Source organism: Nocardia sp. NPDC050799, assembly GCF_040654015.1.
In the GTDB taxonomy this organism is placed as follows: domain Bacteria; phylum Actinomycetota; class Actinomycetes; order Mycobacteriales; family Mycobacteriaceae; genus Nocardia.
In genome coordinates, this window is the sequence record NZ_JBFAHF010000012.1 from 89,903 (window position 1) to 110,277 (window position 20,375).

Genomic DNA, 20,375 nt, shown 5'->3' on the forward strand with positions numbered 1-20,375 from the left:
AGAGGGTGGTTCAGCTGGTGGAGGCGGTGGCGAACGGGGTTCCGGTGGCCGCGACGGGCCGGTCCACCGGCCGGCGCCACAGGCCCTTCTTCTCCAGGATCGGCAGCACGCCCTCGCCGAACCAGTACGCCTCCTCGACGTGCGGGTAGCCGGACAGGATGAAGTGGGTGAGACCCAGCCGCGAGTACTCGACGAGCCGTTCGGCGACCTCTTCGTGCGACCCGACCAGCGCGGTGCCCGCCCCGCCGCGGACCAGGCCGACGCCCGCCCACAGGTTGGGGGCGATCTCCAGGCGGTCGGTGCGGCCGCCGTGCAGTTCGAGCATGCGGCGCTGGCCCTCGGATTCGCTCTGCGCGAGATTGGCCTGCACGCGTTCGATATCGGCCGGGTCGATGCCTTGGAGCAGGCGGTCGGCCTCGGCCCAGGCGGCTTCGGAGGTGTCGCGGGTGATGACGTGCAGGCGGATGCCGTAGTCGAGGGTGCGGTGGCGTTCGGCGGCCAGGCCGCGGATCCATTCCAGTTTCTTGCCCACCGCGACCAGCGGTTCACCCCAGGTCAGGTAGGTGTCGGCGTATTGCGCGGCGACCGGGCCCGCGGCGGCGGAGGAACCGCCGAAGAACACCGGGGGCACCGGGTCGGGGTGGTTGTTGAGCAGGGCGTTGCGCACCTGGAGGTGTTTGCCCTCGAAGCTGATCGGTTCCCGCGACTCCCACAGTTCGCGCACGATGTGCAGGAATTCGCCGGTGCGCTCGTAGCGCTGCTCCTTGTCCAGGAAATCGCCGAACGCCTGCTGTTCGTGCGGTTCGCCGCCGGTGACCACGTTGAGCAGCAGCCGGCCCCGGGAATGCCGCTGGTAGGTGCCGGCCATCTGGGCGGCCAGGGTCGGGCTCACCAGTCCGGGCCGGAACGCGACCAGGAACTTCAGGGTCTCGGTGGTCTCCACCAGCATGGCGGTGGCCAGCCAGGCGTCCTCGCACCAGGCGCCGGTCGGGGTGAGGACCGCCTCGAAGCCGTTCTCCTCGGCGGCGCCCGCGATCTGGTTCAGGTAGCGCAGCGAGGCGGGCCGGTCGCCGGACATGGACGTGCCGTGACCACCGGCCATCAGGCCGCGGGAATCGCCGTAGGTGGGTAGGAACCAGTGGAAGGACAGACTCACCGGAAATCTCCTTCGAGGGGCTCTGGAGCGGACAGTGCGGTGGCCGAGCTCCTCGCCGGGCCGATCTGTGATCCTGACCGGCCGCGGGCGCGGTGTCACCGGTTGGAATCGGCGGGATTTTTTGCCGCGAGTGTTTCGATCTGGCTGCGTGTAACCGGTGAGGGGGAGTGCGGGGTCGGTGATCGTGGATTGATGACTTCCACCGCACAACCTGTCTCCGATGCCGATCTGGACGCGGTGTTCGCGCCGATCTACGCCGATATCGCGGCGGGCGCGGTCGAGCGCGAGATCGACCGCCGGCTCGCCCACGACGAAGTGCGCCGGTTACGCGCGGCGCGGTTCGGCGCGCTGCGGGTGCCGGTCGAATACGGCGGGTACGGCGCGAGCGTGCGGCAACTGTTCCGGCAGCTGATCGAACTGGCCGCCGCCGAGTCGAACCTGCCGCAGGCGCTGCGGGTGCATTTCGTGTTCGCCGAGGACCAGTTGCTCGCCGAGGCGGGGCCGGCGCGCGCGGAGTGGTTGCGCAAGATCTCGCAGGGGACGCTGGTCGGAAACGCGATCACCGAACCCGGCGTGGGCGCGGTGGACCGGTACCGGACCCGGCTGACACAGTCCGGGGACGGCTGGGTGCTCAACGGGACGAAGTACTACAGCACCGGATCGCTGTACGCCGACCACATCCTGGTCGCCGCCGACCGGGACGGCGAACGGGTCAGTGTGCTGGTGGATGCCGAGGCCCCGGGGGTGCGCCAGCACGACGACTGGGACGGTTTCGGGCAGCGGCTGACCGCCAGCGGTACCACCGAGTTCACCGATGTCGCGATCGCGCCGGACCGTGTCCTGGGCCCGGGTTACGGGGACGCGGGTGCCACCTACTCGACCTCCTACCTGCAGTTGTTCCAGCTCGCCGTGCTGGCCGGTATCGCGCAGCGGGCCGAACGCGACACCCGCGAATGGGTGGCCGCCCGGCGCCGCGGCTACACCCATTCCGCGGCCGATCTGCCCCGCCACGATCCGCTGGTGCAGCAGGTGATCGGCCGGTTGTCGGCCGCGGCGTTCGGTGCCCGGGCCAGTGTGCTGGCCGTCGCCGATGTACTCGACGAGGTGCTCGCCGCCGGAGCCACCGAGGAGCAGGGTCTGATCGACGCCGAACTGGCGGCGGCCCAGGCGCAGCTCGGGGTGATCGATACCGTGCTGGCCGCCACGACGCAGCTGTTCGAGGTGGGCGGCGCGTCCATCACCTCGGAGGGGCTGCGGCTGGACCGGCACTGGCGCAACGCGCGCACCATCTCGGTGCACAACCCGGCCATCCAGAAGGCCCGGGCCATCGGTGACCACCTGCTGAACGGCACTGCGCTGCCGTTCGCCTGGAGCGCGGGGGAGCGCAAGCCGGAAGGGGCGGTGTGATGGCCCGGCGGATCCGGTTCAACGCCTTCGATATGAACTGTGTCGCCCACCAGTCTCCCGGACTGTGGCGGCATCCCGACGACCGGTCGCACCGGTACAAGGAACTCGGCTACTGGACGGAGTTGGCCACGCTGCTGGAGCGCGGGCGGTTCGACGGCCTGTTCATCGCCGATGTGCTCGGCACCTACGACGTCTACGGCGGTGACGATCGCGCGGCGCTGCGCAACGGTGCCCAGATCCCGGTGGCCGATCCGCTGCTGCTGGTCTCGGCGATGGCGGCGGTGACCGAACATCTCGGCTTCGGGATCACCACCGGCACCGGGTTCGAGCATCCGTATCCGTTCGCCCGCCGGCTGTCCACGCTGGACCATCTGACCGGCGGCCGGATCGGCTGGAATGTCGTCACCGGGTATCTGCCCTCGGCGGCGCGGAATTTCGGGGCCGACGATCAGCTCGACCACGACGACCGCTACGACCAGGCCGACGAATACCTGGAAGTGCTCTACAAGCTGTGGGAGGGGTCCTGGGAGGACGACGCGGTCGTCCGCGACCCGGAACGCAATATCTACGTCGATCCGGCGAAGGTGCACCATATCGGCCACTCCGGTCGGCACTACACGGTCCCCGGTGTGCACCTGTCCGAGCCGTCGCCGCAGCGGACACCGGTGATCTTCCAGGCGGGTGCCTCGCCGCGCGGGGTGCGGTTCGCCGCCGAGAACGCCGAGGCGATCTTCGTCGCCGCCCCGTCGAAACGCGTACTCGCGCAGACGGTGTCCGGTATCCGGGCGGCGCTGGAGGCGGCGGGCCGTGACCGCTACGCCGCCCGGATCTACGCGCTGGCCACCATCGTCACCGATGCCACCGACGACGCCGCGCACCGCAAGCACGAGGAGTACCTGTCCTACGCCAGTGTGGAGGGTGGACTGGTCTTCATGTCGGGCTGGATGGGGATCGACCTGTCTCGCTACGACCTCGACGACCCGATCGGCGAGGTGGAGAGCAACGCGATCCGTTCGGCGGTGGCGGCGTTCCAGGAGTTCGACGACGACGGCCGGGAGTGGACGGTCCGCGATATCGGGCGCTGGGCCGGGATCGGCGGGATCGGGCCGGTGTTCGTCGGCTCCGGCGCGACGGTGGCCGACCGGCTGCAGGAATGGGTGGACGACACCGATGTGGACGGGTTCAATCTCGCCTACGCCGTCACGCCCGGGACCTTCGAGGACATCGTCCGGTATGTGATCCCGGTGCTGACCGAACGCGGCGTCTACCCCACCGAGTACGTGCCGGGGACGCTGCGCAACGCGCTGTTCGAGCGCGGGGACCGGCTCCCGCCCGAGCATCGGGGCGCACGCTATCGGCTGGGTGGGCCCGGTTCCACCGTGCTACCGGACGAGGTGTCGCGCAACGTCGCCGGCGAACTGATCACCTAGTCCGTGCCGGCCGGGCCCGCGCGGCACCCGCCGTGGTCTGTCCGAGCGTGAGCATCGCCTCGGCGACCTCGCCGACCGTCACATCGGGGACCGCAGTGGCGGCCTCCTCGAGGACGAGCAGCCGTGCCCCGGGGATCTCGCGCGCGATCGCCTCACCGTTGCCGACGGGGAAGAACCGGTCGCGGCGGCCGTGGACGACGAGCGTGGGGACCTCGATCTCGCGCAGGCGCTCGCGCCAGCGGGGTGTGCAGTCGAGCCTGGAGAACATCATGGCCATCTGGTTGGCCATCTGGATCGGGGGTGCGGTCCCGGGGGTGCGGTCCCAGATGCGTGCCGCGAGTGGGCGCGCGGCGACGGGGTCGTCGCCGCGGATCGCTGCACCGGCGGCGGCGAACTCCGCAACCGCCTCGCGGTCGGCCCAGTCGGGCATCGGGCGCGCGAATAGCCTGCTCATCGTCGCCTGGTCATGATCGGGGAGGTCATCGTCGGGCGGACCAGGGGCGACCGCGCGGGTGCCGACCAGGGTGAGCGCCGAGAACGCGCCCGGATGGTCGAGCACGGCCACCTGGGCGACCATCCCGCTTACGCCGATCCCCGCGAGGTGCGCAGGCCCCCCGCCGAGCGCGTCGGCCAGTGCCGCCGCGTCGGCGGCGAGGTCGCGCAGGGTGTAGGCGGGTGCCTCCGGGTCCGTCGTCGTCGACTCCCCGCTATCGCGCAGGTCGTAGCGCACCACACGGTGCCCGCCGGCGGCGAGGCGCTCGCAGAGCGCGTCGGGCCAGGAGAGCATCGTCGTCCCGCCCGCGAGCAGAACGAGCGGCGCGTCGTCGGCACCGAACGACTCGATGCCCAAGGTGATCCCATCGACGTCGACAGTGGTCATCCGATCACCGGAAGACGTCGTGGGTCGGGTGCGTCACGGTCGATGTCGAGTCGCTCGCGCGGCAGTGAGGCGTCGGGCAGACCGGCGGTGACGAACGCCCCGGCGTCGATTGTCCGCGCCGACTGTGGCGGCGAACTCGTCACGACGACGAACGCGCTGTCAGTGATGATTCGGGTCATAAAGGGCAGACCCGATCCGCTTCCCGAACTCATCGCCCATGCGTGAAAAATGTGGCGGATGCGCACTCGACCGCACGACGAGCGCGGCGGCACGCCGGCGGCGGGGAGGATTGCCCGAAGACCTCAGAGGTGCATATGTCCAGCTCAACGGGTGTAGCAGTCGGCCGCCCGGGCGATCTACGGCCGGAATGCCAGCCCGGGGGTCCGCCGGTTCGCGGCCGGTGCGGGCTCACCACATCGGCCCGGCCGACCGGAACTCCGCCATGGACATACCGCGGCGCCGCCGGACGAGGTTGCGCAGCGTACCGCCGTTCAGATAGCCGACCTTCGCCGCCACGGTGTCCACCGTCAGCGCTGTCGTCCGTAATAGGTGCGCGGCACGCTCGAGCCGGATATCGTCCACGAAATTGCGGGGTGATCTGCCGAGTTCGGCCTGGGTGGCGCGTTGGAGGCTGCGTTCGGTGACACCGAGTTCCGCGGCGGCCCGCGAGATCCGGAAGCCTTCCCCGATGTGTTCGCGGACCCATCGCTCGAAACCGGAGGTGATCGAATGGCCGGCGGCGACCACCTCGGGGACGGAGAAATTCGCTTGGGTCCGGCGGTTTCCGTCGGCCAGATACCGGCCGACCAGGTCGGCGAGCGCGGGACTGCGCGCGTGCACGAACGACAGCGCCAGATCCAGGTGCGACAGCGAGGCGCCCGCCGTGGTCACCCGCTCACCGCGGCACAGCGTCGCGCGCTCGTCCAACTCGACCTCGGGGTAGCGGCGCCGGAAGCTCGGGCCCAGCCACCAACTGGTCGTCGCGCGGTACCCGTTCAGCACTCCGGCCTCCGCCAGCAGGAAGGTGCCCGTACACGCGGCGCCGAGCCGGGCGCCGGTAGCGTGTATATCTCTGATCCGATCGAGCACGGCAGCGGTTTCGGGGCCGGAGACCAGCTGGACCAAGTCCTCGGCCTCGAGCGCGCTGACCGCGGGTATCAGCAGCAGATCGGGGTTGTCGGCGAGTTCGCCGAGCGGGACCGTGGGCACGGTGTGGCCGTGTCCGGAGCGGACCTCGGTACCCAGCGAAGCGACCCGGACCCGCCACGGTTCCGGCGGCGCGTCCAGTGTCGTGCGCATCGCGTTCGCCGTGGCGAAGGTTTCGAGCAGGGCGGTGAAACCGAAATCGGCGATACCGTCCACGACGAAAATGGTCACATCCATGTCGGGAATAGTACGTAATATGTCGTTTCCGACACTCCTGTTCAGGGTGAATCGGTCCTACGCTTTCGTGATGGAGAGAACGCACCGGCCGGCCGGTCGGTTTCTTCACCACCGCCCAGCGCGCAACACCCTTTCCGGAGTGCATATGCCCGTCCTCGCCACCCACGGCCCCCACCACATCCGCCTCACGGTGACCGATATAGACCGGTCCCGCGAGTTCTACCGTGATGTGCTCGGATTCGATATCGTCGCCGAATCCCCGGGGCGTCCGGACGATCCGGAGGTGCGTACCGATCCGTACCGGCTCTACGGCGGATGCGTGTTCCAGGCCGGCGCCCTGCTACTGGGTCTGCGCCCGGTCGCGCCCGCCGGTGATTCGTTCGATTCCGAGCGGGTCGGCCTGGACCATCTGAGCTTCGGGGTGGACTCCCGGCAGGACCTCGTCATCGCGGCCGAACGACTGGCGGCCGCGGGTATCGAGCACGGTGAGGTCATCGAGATGGACCAGTTCGGCATCGCGATCCTGTCGTTCGACGACCCCGACGGGATCCATCTCGAACTCACGGCTCCCCTGTGATGCCGGCGCTGCACGACCCTCGCGTCCGCCCGACAGCACTCGCCGCCTGCGCGCGCCGCGTGGGCGCCGGATCCGCACCCGGACCTGCCGCCGACCGGGAACCGTGGGGCGAGCTGTCCGGGGCCGAGCGCACGGTCGCGCTACTCGCCGCCGCGGGATGGACCGACCGGGCCATCGCCGCCCGCCGGGGCACCTCGGTGCGCACCACCGAGGCGCAATTGGCCTCCGTACTGCGCAAACTGGTGATCGGATCGCGGTACGACATCGCTCCTTTCGTCCCCGACCACCTCGTCGCGCAGGTGCGGCAGGAAGCCGAGGGCCGAACACCGCGCCGACGGCGCCTGCACCGCCGGGCGCAGGAGCGGGTCCGGGGGTAGGGCCGCTGCCGGCGTGGCGCCGATCAGGGTCCGGACAGCGACCGCACGAACATCTCGGCGACCGATTCGAGTCCGCGCCGGTCGGCCTCGTCGAACCGCGCGACCCGCGGACTGTCGAGATCGAGCACGCCGACCAGCTCACCGTCGCCGAGCAGCGGCACGACGATCTCCGACCGGCTGTCGGCGTCACAGGCGATATGGCCGGGATAGGCGTGCACATCGGGGACCAGCTGGGTGCGGCGGGTGCGTGCGGCGGTACCGCACACCCCCGCGCCGAGCGCGATCCGCACGCAGGCCGGTTTGCCCTGGAAGGGCCCGACGACCAGCTCGCGGCCGTCGTAGAAATAGAAACCGGCCCAGTTCACCTCGGGCAGACTGTGGTAGAGCAGCGCACTCAGATTGGCGGCGTTCGCGATCCGGTCGGCTTCGCCGGACAGCAGCGCGGCGGCCTGCGCGGTGAGCTGCCGGTACCCCGCGGCGCGGTCGCCGGTCAACGGGACGAGATCGAAGGTCATGTACCGGATGGTAGAGCGGCCCGACCCGGGCCGTTTCCGCGGAAACCGTCGATGATGTCACGAAAAGCGCTGCGGTGCGGCGCTGTTCGGCATCAATTCGCGATGAGTGTAATAGTGCACCCCGGCCGCTGTGGTCGTGACCATGGCGCTATGACAACACAGCACACCTCCCACCGTAAGGCCGCCGTGATCGGGGCCGGCCAGACCGGCGTCACCGCGGCGCTAGGCCTGCTCGACGCCGGGTTCACGGTCACCGTCTACAGCGACAAGGACCAGCGCGACCTGCGCGACAAAGTACCGGCCACCGGTACCGCCCTGATCTTCGGTGAGGCCCAGGGCGCCGAAGCGGCGCTCGGTCTGCCCACCTACCTCGACCGCGCACCACTGCACAGCGGTCTCACGGTCCGCGTCGCCGGTGGCGGCGAGGAACTGATCGCCTTCGACGGGGCGTTCGACGGGTTCCACGGTCTCGCCGTCGACACCCGGCTCAAGGCCGACGAACGGCTCACCACCTTCCTGGAGCGCGGCGGTCGGTTCGTCGTCGACCCGGTGACACCCGAACAGCTCGAGCCGATCGCCGCCGACAACGATCTCACCCTGGTGGCGACCGGTCGGGGCGGGCTGTCCCAGCTGTTCGAGGTGGACGAGACCCGCACCGTCTACGACGCGCCCCAGCGCAGCCTGCTGACCGTTACCGTGACCGGTCTCCCGCACGACGAGTCGGTGTTCGCCCACCGCAGTCCGGCCGGCGGTGGCCGCAGCGGGTTCTCCATCGTCGCCGAGGAAGGCGAGGCCTGGTGGGGTCCGTACCTGCACAAGGACGCCGGGCCGACCTGGGCGTTCCTGGGCTGGGCACGGCCGGGCGGCGACTGGGAGAAGCGGTTCGCGGCCGCCGATTCGGCGGAATCGGCACACCGGATCGTCACCGACCTCTACCGCGACTACCTCGACTGGGACCTGCCGGAGGTGCTCGCCACGAAGGTGCTTTCCGAGGATCCGCACTCCTGGCTCAAGGGTGCGGTGCGGCCGCTGTTCCGGCGTGGGGTCGGGCATACTGCGGGCGGGCATCCGGTGGCGGCGCTCGGCGATACCGCCGTAGCCTACGACCCGATCGCCGGGCAGGGGGCGCAGAGTGGGCTCATCCAGGCGCAACGACTGGTCGCCGCGGCGGCCACCCACGACGGCGCCTTCGACGATGCCTGGATCACCGCGCAGTACGAGGCATTCCTCGACGCCCGCGCCGAGGACGCCGCCAAGGTCACCCGGCTGTTCCTCAGTGACCCCGAGTTCGCCGAGATCGGCGGCCAGTTCTTCAGCGCGGCCGCGGCCGACCCCCGCTTCGCGTCGGCGCTCGTGGGCACACTGCACCGCCCGCAAGCGGCGCGCCCGGTGAACTCGGTGGCGGACGCGCACCAGCTCATCGCCCAGGTCACCGGGGAGGACGCGGCCCAGGTACTGGGCCGGTTCCGGCCCGCCGGTCGATTCAGCAGGTCGCAGTACGACGGAGCCGCAGCCACCGCCTGACGGGCCCACCGACCCCGGCGACTCGACGGCCCATCGGTCGCCGGGCCGCCGGCCGCGAGCCCGAGTACCGGACACGGGTCGCCGGTACTCGGGTGCGGGTCCACGGGGCTGTCCCGGCCGCCGGGCCCGGGCGCACCTGTGGGATAGGTTCCCGCCGATTCAAAACCTCGTCCGCCCACAACCGCGCTGGTGAACTGGACTCGCGCCGGCTCAGGGTTGCCGTGCCCGGCGTCCGGACCACAGATGCCGACGGCGAGCAGCGGGAGCAGCGATGAGGCGATACCTCCGCCTTCGCTGCGGCCTCCGCCGACCGGATGTACCAGCCCGAGGAGGTTCCGATGAGGCGATACCTCCGCCTTCGCTGCGGCCTCCGCGGGCCGCATGAATCAGCCTGAGGAGGCTCCACATGACTACTGAGAAGATCAGCGACCAGGTTCGGTTCGCCTACTGGGTGCCCAATGTCAGTGGAGGTCTGGTGACCAGTGACATCGAACAGCGCACCGGCTGGGATTTCGAGTACAACAAGAAGCTCGCCCAGACCGCCGAACGCAACGGCTTCGACTACGCGCTCTCCCAGGTCCGCTACACCGCCTCCTACGGCGCCGAGTACCAGCACGAATCCACCTCGTTCAGCCTGGCGCTGCTCGGCGCCACCGAACGGCTGAAGGTGATCGCCGCGGTCCATCCCGGTCTGTGGCATCCCGCCGTACTCGCCAAATTCGGTGCCACCGCCGATCATCTGTCGGGCGGGCGGTTCGCCATCAATGTGGTCTCGGGCTGGTTCGCGGGGGAGTTCACCGCACTCGGTGAGCCGTGGCTCGAACACGACGAGCGCTACCGGCGCAGCGCGGAGTTCCTGGAAGTGATCCGCAAGATCTGGACCGAGGACAACGTGAACTACGGCGGCGACTTCTACCGCATCCGCGATTTCACGCTCAAGCCCAAACCGCTCAACACCCCCGAACGACCGAACCCCGAACTGTTCCAGGGCGGTAACTCCAGCGCGGCCCGCCGCAACGGCGGACGCCACGCGGACTGGTACTTCTCCAACGGCAAGGACTTCGACGGCGTCACCGAGCAGCTCGACGATCTGCGGGTGGTCGCCCGGGCCCACGACCGGGAAGTGAAGTTCGGGCTGAACGGATTCATCATCGCTCGCGATACCGAGCGTGAGGCCCATGACACCCTCCGCGAGATCATCGACAAGGCCAACAAGCCCGCGGTCGAGGGTTTCCGGGACGCCGTACAGCAGGCCGGCGCCGCCACCCGGGACGGCAAGGGGATGTGGGCGGACTCGAGTTTCGAGGATCTGGTCCAGTACAACGACGGGTTCCGGACCAAGCTGATCGGTACGCCCGAACAGATCGCCGAGCGGATCGTCGCCTACCGTGAACTGGGCGTGGACCTGATCCTGGGCGGATTCCTGCACTTCCAGGAGGAGATCGAGTACTTCGGGGCCAAGGTGCTGCCGCTGGTCCGCGAACTGGAGGCCGCGCGACGTCCCGCAGCGGTGGCGGGGCGATGACCGCAGTCGGGGCCGCCCGGATCGCCTCGGCCGAGCGGGCGCGCGCCGTCGCCGCGGAACTGGCGGCCGAATTCGCGGTGGGTGCCGCGGACCGCGACCGGGAACGCGCCCTGCCGTTCGCCGAACTGCGCAAACTCGCGGCCGCCGGGCTGCTGGCGGTGACCGTGCCCGCGGACCTGGGCGGCGCCGATCTGCCGCCCAGCGAGGTCGCGGAGCTGGTGCGGCTGCTCGCGGTCGCCGATCCGAATATCGCGCAGATTCCACACAGTCACTTCGTCTATGTGAACCTGCTGAAACTGGCCGGGTCCGCCGACCAGCAGCGGCGCTATCTGGGTGGCGTCCTGGACGGCGCCCAGATCGCGAACGCCCAGTCCGAACGCGGCGGCGCGACCGTCGCCGATATCGCCACCACCGTGCGCCCGCTCGCGGGCGGGCAGCAGTTCCGGATCGACGGGGTCAAGTACTACTGCACCGGTTCCCTGTTCGCCGACTTCCTGGCCGTTTTGACCAGGCTGGACGATCCCGAGGGTGCTGCCGGGCTGCCGGGCGGCCAATACGTCGCGTTCCTGCCCGCCGACACCCCGGGCGTGCGGATCGCCGACGACTGGAACGGATTCGGTCAGCGCACCACCGGCAGCGGCACGGTGTCGTTCGAGAACGTGGTGGTGGAGCGTGATCAGCTGGTGGCCCGGACCGCCGCCGTGGACCGGCCCACCGCCTACGGCGCCGCCGCGCAGCTGCTGCACGCGGCGATCGACGCGGGTATCGCCCGGGGTGCGCTCACCGCCGCCGCCGGCTTCGCCCGGGAGAAGAGCCGGCCCTGGTTCGAGGCGCAGGTGCGCCGGGCGATCGATGATCCGCTACTCATCCAGCGGTTCGGGGAACTGGCCGTGGCGGTCGGCGCGGCCGAGGCCGGGCTGGTGGCCGCCGGTGCGGCGGTGGACGCCGCGCTGGGTGCGCCGGATCGGGTCGCCGAGGCCTCGCTCGCCGTCGCCACGGCCAAGATCCTGGCCGACCGCGCGGCCACCGAGGTGTCCAGCGCCCTGTTCGAGGTGAGCGGTACCCGCAGCGCGGCCGACGACCTCAACCTGCACCATTTCTGGCGTAATGCCCGGACCCACACCCTGCACGACCCGGTCCGCTGGAAATACCAGCACCTCGGCCGAGCCCTGCTGCACGGCAGTCCGCCGCCGCTGCACGGGGTGATCTAGCCGGACGCCGGCCCGGCGGGACAGTGCTCCCCCGCCGGGCCGGCCGATGGTGGCCGAATGTGGGTCGGCCACCATCCTCGTCCGGTCGGGAAGGGAGCGGCGGCGGTGCTACCGCGCGACGTTCGGGCAGCGCCGGACGGTCAGCGGGACGCCGTCGCGCCCTCCGGATGCACCGGATGTTTCCCCTCCGCGAACTCCTCTACGATCTTCGCGCAGAACGCGGGCAGGTCGCCGGGGTTGCGGCTGGACACCAGCCCGTGGTCGTTCACCACTTCCTCGTCGACGACCACGCCGCCGGCATTGCGGATATCGGTCCGGACGCTCGGATAGGACGTGAGCGTGCGGCCCCGCACAACATCCGCCTCCACCAGCGTCCACGGGCCGTGGCAGATGACGCCGACCGGTTTACCGGTGGCGAAGAAATTCCGGACGAAGGCCACCGCCGACTCGTCCTGCCGAAGTTTGTCGGGGTTGGTGGTACCGCCCGGCAGAATCAGCGCGTCGAATTCGTCGGGGCTGCATTCGCCGACGACCCGGTCCACGTCGAAGGTGTCGCCCTTCTCCACATCGTGGTTCATGGCTTGGATCTGCCCGGGTTTCAGCGACAGCAGCACGGTGCTCGCCCCGGCGTCCTCGACCGCGGATCGTGGCTGCACGAGCTCCACCTGCTCCACCCCGTCGGCGGCGAGAACAGCGACTCGTCGCCCTGTCAGATTGTGCTGCCGGCCCATACCTGCTCCTTCCGTATACGCGGATTGCGATCTGGCCCGCGACCTACCCGGGCCCATGGCGGTGAAACGTGGCGCCCACCCCGTCCAGTGGGATCGCGCACACCCGTACCGGTGGCTGATTCGACCGCGGACGACCGGGTAGTCGGCCCGTGTCCGGCGAACGAGAAGAAAGGCATTCGACGATGAACGTCCCCATCAAGAGCACCCTCGACCCGGAACAGCAGCACGTCGCCGGTGAGGCCTTGCGCGCCACCGTCGTCGACCTCATCGATTTATCGCTGATCGCCAAGCAGGCCCACTGGAACGTCCTCGGCCGTAATTTCCGCTCCGTCCACCTCGCGCTGGACGAGCTGGTGACCGCGGCCCGTGAGTTCACCGACGACGCCGCCGAACGCGCGACCTCCATCGGGGTCAGCCCGGACGGCCGTGCCGCGACCGTCGCCAAGGAGGCCGCCGGCCTCGAGTTCCCCGACGGCTGGCAGCAGGACACCGATGTCATCGACTCCATCGTCAAGAATCTCAGCAAGGTCATCGGCCGCCTGCGTGAGCGCATCGACAGCACCGAGAAAGCGGACCCGGTGACCCAGGATCTGTTCATCACGATCGCGGCCCGGCTCGAACAGTTGCACTGGATGTGGCAGGCTCAGGTCTCCTCCGCCTGATACGTCGTACCGCGCTCCCGCGGCCCGGCGGGCACCACGCCGAGTCGCGCGGGGAGCACCGCCCGACTCGCGCCGAGTCGGGCGGGAGTACGAGGAGGAGTGCGAGTGGTTCGGGTTTCCGGATCGCCGTACGGGCTGAGTACCGGCCCGGACGGCGCCCTGTGGTTCACCATGGCGGCCGAGGGCGCCCTCGGCCGATATCTCGACGGTGCGGTCCGGACCTTCCCACTCGACCCCTCCGACGGACAGCCGACCGTGATCGTGCCGGGACCCGGCGACGCCATGTGGTTCACCGAATTCCGCGGTGACCGGATCGGCCGCATCGCTGGGGAAGGTGATGCGACCTGGTTCCCGGCGCGATCTCCGTACGGCATCACCGCAGGCCCTGACGGCGCCGTGTGGTTCACCGAATTGCAGAACGACGCCATCGGGCGGCTGACCGTGGACGGTGAGCTGACCAGGTTCGCCGTGTCGGGAATGCCCTCGATGATCACCACCGGCCCGGACGGGGCGCTGTGGTACACCCTCAATCAGGGCAATGCGATCGGCCGGATCGAGCCCGGCAGCGGCGCCACGGCCGTGTACCCGCTACCGACCGAAGGTGCCATGCCGGTCGGCATCACCGCGGGCCCCGACGACGCGCTGTGGTTCGTCGAAATCGGCGGCGGGCAGGTCGGCCGGATCGGGACCGACGGCACGATCACCGAGTTCCCGCTTCCGGACCGCGCGGCCCGCCCCCATGCCATCGTCACGGGTCCGGACGGGGCGCTGTGGTTCACCGAATGGGCGGCGACGCGGCTCGGCCGCATCACCACCGACGGCGTGATCACCGAAACCGAACTACCCGGCGCCGAACCGCACGGGGTGGCGGTCGGGCCGGACGGCGCGCTGTGGGTGGCCATGGAATCGGGCAGCCTCGAGCGCATCGTGGTGTAACAGGATCTCCCGCTCGGTGCGATGAGCGGGAGGATCGGGGCTCAGTCGCCTGCCACGGGCCCGGCGACCTCGTGCAGGCGGCCGTCGGCCAACCGCAGCCGGCGCTGCACCCCGATCTCGGCGAGGAACCGCTCGTCGTGGCTGACGACCACGAACGCGCCCCGGTAGGCATCGAGCGCGCTTTCGAGCTGCCCGACGCTGACCAGGTCGAGGTTGTTGGTCGGTTCGTCCAGCAGCAGCAACTGCGGTGCCGGCTCCGCGAACAGCACGCAGGCCAGGGTGGCGCGCAGCCGTTCACCGCCGGAGAGCGCGCCCACCGGCAGATCGACCCGGGAACCACGGAACAGGAACCGCGCCAGCAGGTTCAGCCGCTGCGGTGTGGGCAGGTTCGGGGCGAACGTGGCCAGGTTCTCGGCGACGGTGCGATCGAGGTCGAGCAGGTCCAGCCGCTGCGACAGATAGGCGACCCGGCCCTCGGCCCGGGCGATCGAACCGCTTTCCGGCGCCAGTTCGCCGTGCACGATTCGCAGCAGGGTGGATTTACCCGCACCGTTCGGCCCGGTCAGCGCGATCCGTTCGGGCCCGCGAATCGTCAGATCCGCGCCGTCGCCGGTGAAGACCTCCTGCTCGCCGAAGCGGTAGCGGATCCCTGCACCGGCGAATACGGTGCGCCCGGCCGGGACATCGGTGTCCGGTAGCTGCAGGGTGATCCGCTGCTCCGGGCGCAGCGCGCGCTCGGCCGAATCGAGCCGGTTCTTCGCGGCGTCGACCCGGGCGGCGTGGGTTTCGTTCGCGCGCCCGGCCGACTCCTGGGCATTGCGTTTCATGGTTCCGGCGAAAATCTTCGGCAACCCCGCGTTACCCAGATTCCGGGCCGCGTTGTTCGCCCGCCGGGTGGCGCGCTCCCGGGCCTGCTGGAGTTCCCGCTTCTCGCGCTTGACCTCCTGTTCGACATTGCGGATGTGCTTCTCCGCGACCTCGCGCGCGGCGCGGACCGACTCCTCGTACTCGGTGAAATTTCCGCCGTAGAAGCGGATATCACCCGCGTGCAATTCGGCGATGCGATCCATTCGATCCAGCAGGGCCCGGTCGTGGCTCACCAGCAGCAAGCAGCCTTTCCAGTCGGCCAGCAGATCGTAGAGCCGATGCCGGGCCGCGAGATCCAGGTTGTTGGTCGGCTCGTCGAGCAGCAATACATCGGGTCGTCGCAGCAGCTGGGCCGCCAGACCCAGCGACACCACTTGACCGCCGCTGAGGGTGCGCAACCGCCGGGTCAGCGTCAGCTCGCCCAGACCGAGGCGTTCCAGCTGGGCCCGGGTGCGTTCCTCGATATCCCAGTCGGCGCCGATGGTGGTGAAATGCTCATCGGCGGTGTCCCCGGACTCGACGGCGTTCAGCGCGGCCAGGACCGGTGCGATGCCCAGGGTTTCGGCGACCGTCATCTCGCCGGTGAGCGGCAGGGTCTGCGGGAGATAACCGAGTACGCCCTCGACGGACACGCCGCCGGCCCCGGGTGTCAGCTCACCCGCGAGCAAGCGGAGCAGCGTGCTCTTACCCGCACCGTTGGGCGCGACCAGGCCGGTGCGGCCGCCGGGCACGCTGAAGGACAGGTCGGTGAACACCACGGTGTCGTCCGGCCAGGAGAACGACAGGTTCGAACAGACGATGAATGATTCGGACATGTAGGAGAGACCTCGATTGCCGTTCGGGCGCGTAACGCTGCCCCGAAGAAGGAAAAGTGAACGACGGAACGGCCACTACAGCGGCGCCCGATGCGCCCTACTGGTGGCCGTCAGAGCCGGGTGGCTCCGGAGATGTCGAGTTCACCAACCATGGTCGATCTCTCTGTAATCGAGGATTTCCCGTTCACGATAGCAGTCCACGCTCCGGCGGCCCGGTGGGATCGGCAGGCTCGGCGCCACGCTCGGCCGGCCGGACAGCAGCGCGATGGAGTCGTTCAAGGGCGCGCCGCGAGGTGGGGCGCCAGATCACCGGTGGTGGGCGGTTCGGCGCACTGTATTCCGCACCGATGCCCCGGCACGGTGGATCCGTCCTCGTACTCGCAACTGGCGTTGTCACAGGTGTAGGGGCGGTTGTTCGGCTCCACCGGCAGGGGGTCGGCGTAGTACGACCACGCAAAGGTGCCGGAGTTCGAGATGGGCGAGCAGTAGACCGCTGTACCGCCGGTGAGGTGCCCGGCCCCGCCGGGGTCTTCGCAAGAGCTGTGCAGATCGGCCTGGGGGCTCGGGCTGTCGGCGACCGGGGTCGGCTGGGTCCGGGGGAGAGCGGACGCCGGCGCCGCGACTGCGAAGAAGAGGGCGATGCCCCCGATGATCGCACCGAGAAGTCGAGAGCCCCGGCGACGCGCTTGTGGCCTCATGTTCGCCTCCGTTCGGTCGAGTTCCCACCCGTGCGAGCTGATTGATCGTAGCTATCACCGCAGGTGGGAGGCAATGGCTGCAGTGGGCGCTCGGGGGCGGGGCCCGCGTGGCGGAGCCGGAACCGTGCCGCAACCGTGACCCTTGCAGCCCCAGTGCGATGGTGGCCGAACCCCACCCGGCCCATGAAGGCCGATTGCCGCCACCGAACTCCGCCCGGCTCGGCGATGCTCACCTCGGACCGTGCCGAGGTATCGATTCGGGCACAGGGGCTGCTGCCGACAAACCGGTCGCGTTGCCGTGGTCGATCTCGGGTCGTCCGCTCAGCGTGACGAGGCGAGAGGTGATGCCGTTGCGCCCGGACCCCGGCCCGTATGCGGGTACCCATCTGGCCGCGCCCGGCCGAGCGCCCGCTTGATCGGCCCGCCGCCGAGAGCTTCCCTCGGTTCGGCCGGGAACTCAGGTGCTGCGGGCGGCCGATCCGGAGATGTGGGAGCCGGGTTCTGCCAGTGCCGCCCCGGCACCGCCGGATGTGGTGGGTTCCGCCGTGCCGGCACGGTCGGCCCCGGTCCGGCCGAGGCGGGCCAGGGCAACGGCCGAGACGGCTCCGATCAGGGCGAGCCCGACCCAGATCAGCACCTCGGCATCCGCCGCCCGCGCGGCTCCGAACACGGCGCCCGTGGCGAGATTGCCGATCAGGATGCCGATCCCGACCACACTGTTGTAGAAGCCGTAGTAGGTGCCCACCAGGCGGTCTTCGGCCAGCGTGACGACCGTGTCCATCTCGAACGGGAACACCGCGGCGGTCCCGACGGCCAGCAGGGCCGCCGCGGCCAGCAGGGCGGCCACCGCGGCCCAGGTGCCGAATCGCGCCGGGACGGGAACCAGGGCGAGCGGTAGGAAGGCGCCGGCCAGGATCGTCATCCCCGCGACCAGGGCGCGTCCGGTGCCCCAGCGCTTCCGGAACCAGGCGGTGATCCGCAATTGGCCGGCCACCGCGATCACCCCGGAGATCACGAACAGTGCGGAGACCAGCCACTGCGCGCCGTCTCCGGTGATCAGCTCCGCCTGCAGCGGGAGCGCGAGATACATCTGGAAAGACAGGATGTAGGAACCGATCATCGCCACCGAGAACGCCACGAACCGCCGGTTGCGCAGCACACCCGCCCACGCCGTCCGCACCGGAACCCGGGCCGGTGCGGGCAGCGCGGGTCCGGCGGGCAGCGCCAGCAGTTGGGCCACGGTCAGCACGGCGAACACCAGGGCGGCCGCGGCCGCGACCACCCGGAAATCGAGGGTCAGCAGCGCGACTCCGACCAATGGACCCGCGAGGATTCCGGCCTGGTAGAAGATATTGAACAGCGCGAAGGCCTCCACCCGGCGCGACCCGGATTCGGCGGCGAGGTAGGCGCGGACCGCCGGATTGAACAGTGCCCCGGCGAACCCCGTGGCGGCCGAGGCGACCAGCAGTGCGGGCAGGCCGGTGGCGAACACCAGCAGTGCGAAACCGCCCGTGCGCAGCAGACACCCGGCCACGATCAGGGGTTTGTAACCCAGCCGGTCGGCCAGGGTTCCGCCGATCAGGAACATGCCCTGCTGGGAGAAATTACGCACCCCCAGCACGAGTCCCACCGCCCACGCGGCGAGCCCGAGTGGGCCGGCCAGATACCCGGCCAGAAACGGCATCAGCATGTAGAAGCCGAGGTTGATGCCGAACTGGTTGATCATCAGCAGCCGCACCGGGGTTTCGAAGCTGCGGAAGGTGGTGAGAGTGTTCATGCGCGGACTCCGTCGAACGCGGTGCGCCCGCGCGGATCCACCACGGTCGCACAGCGGGTCCAGGACCGGAACTCCGCCTCGAACGGGGAGGACACCGTGACCGGCCCGGCCGGTGGCGCCCCGCCGAGCAGACCGTGTGCGCGGCAGTACTCGTCGCTGAAGACAGTGTCGAAATAGCGTTGGGGGCCGTCGGGGAAGATCGCGGCGACCTGGACGTCCGCGTCGAACTGTCCGGCCGCCCAGCCTGCGACCAGCGCCACCGCGCCGACACTCCAGCCGCCGGTGGCGTGATGGGTGGTGGCCAGGGTCCGGCAGGCCCATACGGCTTCGGCCGGGGCGACCCAGTGGACTTCGTCGAACGCGGCGTAGTCGACGTTGGCGGGATAGATGCTGGATCCGAGCCCGCGCATGAGTCGCGGCCCCGCCGGTTGCCCGAAGATGGTGGAGGACACGGTGTCCACGCCGATGAGTTTCAGGTTCGGGTCGAACCGGCGCAGCACCCGCGCCACCCCCGCGGAATGACCGCCGGTGCCCACCGCGCAGACGAGCACGTCCACGCCACCCAGCTGTTCGATCAGTTCCACGCCGAGCGACTCGTACCCGGCCACATTATCGGGATTGTTGTACTGGTCCGGGCACCACGCCGCAGGCTCCGCGGCCAGTATCCGCGCCACTCGGTCGCGGCGGGCCTGCTGCCAGCCGCCGACCGGGTCCGGCGCGGGTACCACATCGACGGTGGCCCCGTAGGCCGTCAGCAACTGTTCCACGATCGGCTCCAGACCGGGATCGGTGACCAGGGTGACCGGGTGGTGGTAGGCCACTCCGGCCAGTGCCAGACCCAGCCCCAGGGTGCCGCTGGTGGACTCCACGATCCGCGCCCCCGGCGTGAGATCGCCGCGCTCCCGGGCGCGCCGCACCATGTGCAGGGCGGGCCGGTCCTTCATCCCGCCGGGATTGCTGCCCTCGAGTTTGGCCCAGAATCCATGCCCGGCGGGAGCCAGCGGGGCACCCACCCACAGCACCGGCGTGTTCCCGACGAGGGCCGGAGGCGTCAGGGCGGTGCCGGGCGTCGAAACGATTCCGGCGGCGATCGGCACCGCCCGTTCGGGCAGGACCACGTTGTTCATGACTGTCGCTTTCTGTATCGGGTCCCCGCGGACCCGGCGGCGGATGGTCGGCAGCGGACGCCGGCCGGCCCCGTGGGAACCGGCCGACGCGGGCCGATCAGCGCCGGGCGATACAGAAGTGGGTGAGGATCTCGCGGCCACCGGCGGCGAGCGCACCGGTGGGGGGTCCCCGGATCCAGCGTGCGTTGGAGGGCGCGACCGCGACCGCGACCGCCGTGGTGAGTGTCAGTGTCACCACGGGTACGAGGACGGACGGATCGGGGATACGCGCGGGGAGCACAACCTGGGATACGCAGTGAACCGCGTGGGCTGTGCAGTGGCTATCGGCCGGATCGCCGGTGTGCACGTGGTGCCCGGCGGCGGCCACGGCCTCGTGCGCTCGGGCGTGCGCTGCCGCCGCCGGGACGAGGTCGCAGTGCAGCAGGGGCGACAGCAACGCCAGCGCGGCCAGGACGACCATGATCATGGCGCCGCGGTTCCGGCGGTTGTGCCCGGCCGCCGCGGTTCCGGCGGGTGCGGTGATGGTCATCGGCACACCTCCGTTCCCGAGTATCGCGTCCACGACCGGCTCCGTGCCGGTCGTGGATTACTCTACCCCCGTTGGGTACATGGGCGGGCCGCGGCGGCGGGTCGGTCACCGGATGTGTTCGGGACGCGCCCGCCGCACCGCGAACGTCGGGCAGCTCTGCGGCGCGGTCCGGTGGTGAGTGCATCTGCGCAGGTGGTGCTGTATTGCCAGTATCAGGAAGAGCGCGAGATGCGGCGACAACCCCGGCT

Annotated in this window: 20 protein-coding genes; 9 read left to right on the plus strand and 11 right to left on the minus strand. The window is 70.1% G+C overall.

Annotated features, from left to right (window positions below):
* Positions 1–10 precede the first annotated feature (10 nt).
* On the minus strand, positions 11–1,156 hold the full coding sequence (locus AB0H42_RS14940) for an LLM class flavin-dependent oxidoreductase (protein ID WP_357055386.1): 1,146 nt from the start codon (positions 1,154–1,156) through the stop codon (positions 11–13).
* Between the two features lie 192 nt (positions 1,157–1,348).
* Here AB0H42_RS14940 and AB0H42_RS14945 point away from each other — a divergent pair, with 192 nt between their 5' ends.
* Both AB0H42_RS14945 and AB0H42_RS14950 read left to right on the plus strand, forming a co-directional pair.
* The gene (locus tag AB0H42_RS14945) at positions 1,349–2,563 is read left to right on the plus strand and encodes an acyl-CoA dehydrogenase family protein (protein ID WP_357055389.1); all 1,215 of its coding nucleotides are present in this window, start codon (positions 1,349–1,351) and stop codon (positions 2,561–2,563) included.
* Positions 2,563–3,993, plus strand: a complete 1,431-nt coding sequence (locus AB0H42_RS14950; protein ID WP_357055392.1) for an LLM class flavin-dependent oxidoreductase — start codon at positions 2,563–2,565, stop codon at positions 3,991–3,993. The genes AB0H42_RS14945 and AB0H42_RS14950 overlap by 1 nt, the downstream gene beginning before the upstream one ends.
* On the opposite strand, the gene AB0H42_RS14955 is transcribed toward AB0H42_RS14950, so the two are convergent.
* From AB0H42_RS14955 to AB0H42_RS14965, 3 genes are all read right to left on the minus strand, one after another.
* A complete protein-coding gene (locus tag AB0H42_RS14955) occupies positions 3,986–4,873 on the minus strand; it encodes an alpha/beta hydrolase (protein ID WP_357055395.1) in 888 nt (295 codons plus the stop codon). The genes AB0H42_RS14950 and AB0H42_RS14955 overlap by 8 nt on opposite strands.
* Positions 4,870–5,085 (minus strand): hypothetical protein, encoded by a 216-nt coding sequence (locus AB0H42_RS14960; protein WP_357055398.1) that lies wholly within the window; start codon positions 5,083–5,085, stop codon positions 4,870–4,872. Before AB0H42_RS14960 ends, AB0H42_RS14955 begins: the two co-directional genes overlap by 4 nt.
* A 196-nt stretch (positions 5,086–5,281) precedes the next feature.
* On the minus strand, positions 5,282–6,256 hold the full coding sequence (locus tag AB0H42_RS14965) for a helix-turn-helix domain-containing protein (RefSeq protein ID WP_357055401.1): 975 nt from the start codon (positions 6,254–6,256) through the stop codon (positions 5,282–5,284).
* A gap of 145 nt (positions 6,257–6,401) precedes the next feature.
* Between AB0H42_RS14965 and AB0H42_RS14970 the strand changes: the two genes are divergently transcribed.
* Together AB0H42_RS14970 and AB0H42_RS14975 are read left to right on the plus strand one after the other, a co-directional pair.
* Entirely contained in the window at positions 6,402–6,833 is a 432-nt protein-coding gene (locus AB0H42_RS14970) for a VOC family protein (RefSeq protein WP_357055404.1), read from the plus strand.
* The gene (locus AB0H42_RS14975) at positions 6,833–7,210 is read left to right on the plus strand and encodes a helix-turn-helix transcriptional regulator (protein WP_357055407.1); all 378 of its coding nucleotides are present in this window, start codon (positions 6,833–6,835) and stop codon (positions 7,208–7,210) included. The genes AB0H42_RS14970 and AB0H42_RS14975 overlap by 1 nt, the downstream gene beginning before the upstream one ends.
* Before the next feature lie 23 nt (positions 7,211–7,233).
* Here AB0H42_RS14975 and AB0H42_RS14980 read toward each other — a convergent pair whose 3' ends face one another.
* Positions 7,234–7,725 (minus strand): GAF domain-containing protein, encoded by a 492-nt coding sequence (locus tag AB0H42_RS14980; RefSeq protein ID WP_357055410.1) that lies wholly within the window; start codon positions 7,723–7,725, stop codon positions 7,234–7,236.
* A gap of 150 nt (positions 7,726–7,875) precedes the next feature.
* Here AB0H42_RS14980 and AB0H42_RS14985 point away from each other — a divergent pair, with 150 nt between their 5' ends.
* The 3 genes from AB0H42_RS14985 to AB0H42_RS14995 all read left to right on the plus strand — a co-directional run bounded on the left by AB0H42_RS14985 (position 7,876) and on the right by AB0H42_RS14995 (position 11,985).
* Positions 7,876–9,249 (plus strand): styrene monooxygenase/indole monooxygenase family protein, encoded by a 1,374-nt coding sequence (locus AB0H42_RS14985; RefSeq protein WP_357055413.1) that lies wholly within the window; start codon positions 7,876–7,878, stop codon positions 9,247–9,249.
* A gap of 406 nt (positions 9,250–9,655) precedes the next feature.
* Positions 9,656–10,774 carry a dimethylsulfone monooxygenase SfnG gene (gene sfnG, locus AB0H42_RS14990; protein WP_357055416.1) on the plus strand — a complete coding sequence of 373 codons (1,119 nt, stop codon included), beginning with the start codon at positions 9,656–9,658 and terminating at the stop codon, positions 10,772–10,774.
* Positions 10,771–11,985 carry an SfnB family sulfur acquisition oxidoreductase gene (locus AB0H42_RS14995; RefSeq protein WP_357055418.1) on the plus strand — a complete coding sequence of 405 codons (1,215 nt, stop codon included), beginning with the start codon at positions 10,771–10,773 and terminating at the stop codon, positions 11,983–11,985. The genes sfnG and AB0H42_RS14995 overlap by 4 nt, the downstream gene beginning before the upstream one ends.
* A 140-nt stretch (positions 11,986–12,125) precedes the next feature.
* Here the strand turns inward: AB0H42_RS14995 and AB0H42_RS15000 are convergent, their stop codons facing one another.
* On the minus strand, positions 12,126–12,716 hold the full coding sequence (locus AB0H42_RS15000) for a type 1 glutamine amidotransferase domain-containing protein (protein ID WP_357055421.1): 591 nt from the start codon (positions 12,714–12,716) through the stop codon (positions 12,126–12,128).
* Between the two features lie 182 nt (positions 12,717–12,898).
* Between AB0H42_RS15000 and AB0H42_RS15005 the strand changes: the two genes are divergently transcribed.
* Complete coding sequence (locus tag AB0H42_RS15005; RefSeq protein ID WP_357055424.1) at positions 12,899–13,378, plus strand: DNA starvation/stationary phase protection protein; 480 nt, start codon at positions 12,899–12,901, stop codon at positions 13,376–13,378.
* A gap of 99 nt (positions 13,379–13,477) precedes the next feature.
* Positions 13,478–14,314, plus strand: coding sequence for a virginiamycin B lyase (locus AB0H42_RS15010; RefSeq protein ID WP_357055427.1), 837 nt, complete (start codon positions 13,478–13,480; stop codon positions 14,312–14,314).
* 41 nt (positions 14,315–14,355) lie between these two features.
* Here AB0H42_RS15010 and AB0H42_RS15015 read toward each other — a convergent pair whose 3' ends face one another.
* From AB0H42_RS15015 to AB0H42_RS15035, 5 genes are all read right to left on the minus strand, one after another.
* A complete protein-coding gene (locus AB0H42_RS15015) occupies positions 14,356–15,996 on the minus strand; it encodes an ABC-F family ATP-binding cassette domain-containing protein (protein ID WP_357055430.1) in 1,641 nt (546 codons plus the stop codon).
* A gap of 275 nt (positions 15,997–16,271) precedes the next feature.
* Complete coding sequence (locus AB0H42_RS15020) at positions 16,272–16,694, minus strand: hypothetical protein (RefSeq protein WP_357055433.1); 423 nt, start codon at positions 16,692–16,694, stop codon at positions 16,272–16,274.
* A 457-nt stretch (positions 16,695–17,151) separates the two neighbouring features.
* Positions 17,152–18,471 (minus strand): MFS transporter, encoded by a 1,320-nt coding sequence (locus AB0H42_RS15025; RefSeq protein ID WP_357055436.1) that lies wholly within the window; start codon positions 18,469–18,471, stop codon positions 17,152–17,154.
* Positions 18,468–19,598, minus strand: a complete 1,131-nt coding sequence (locus AB0H42_RS15030) for a PLP-dependent cysteine synthase family protein (RefSeq protein WP_357055439.1) — start codon at positions 19,596–19,598, stop codon at positions 18,468–18,470. The genes AB0H42_RS15025 and AB0H42_RS15030 overlap by 4 nt, the downstream gene beginning before the upstream one ends.
* Positions 19,599–19,695: 97 nt before the next feature.
* Positions 19,696–20,127 (minus strand): hypothetical protein, encoded by a 432-nt coding sequence (locus tag AB0H42_RS15035; protein WP_357055442.1) that lies wholly within the window; start codon positions 20,125–20,127, stop codon positions 19,696–19,698.
* Positions 20,128–20,375 lie beyond the last annotated feature (248 nt).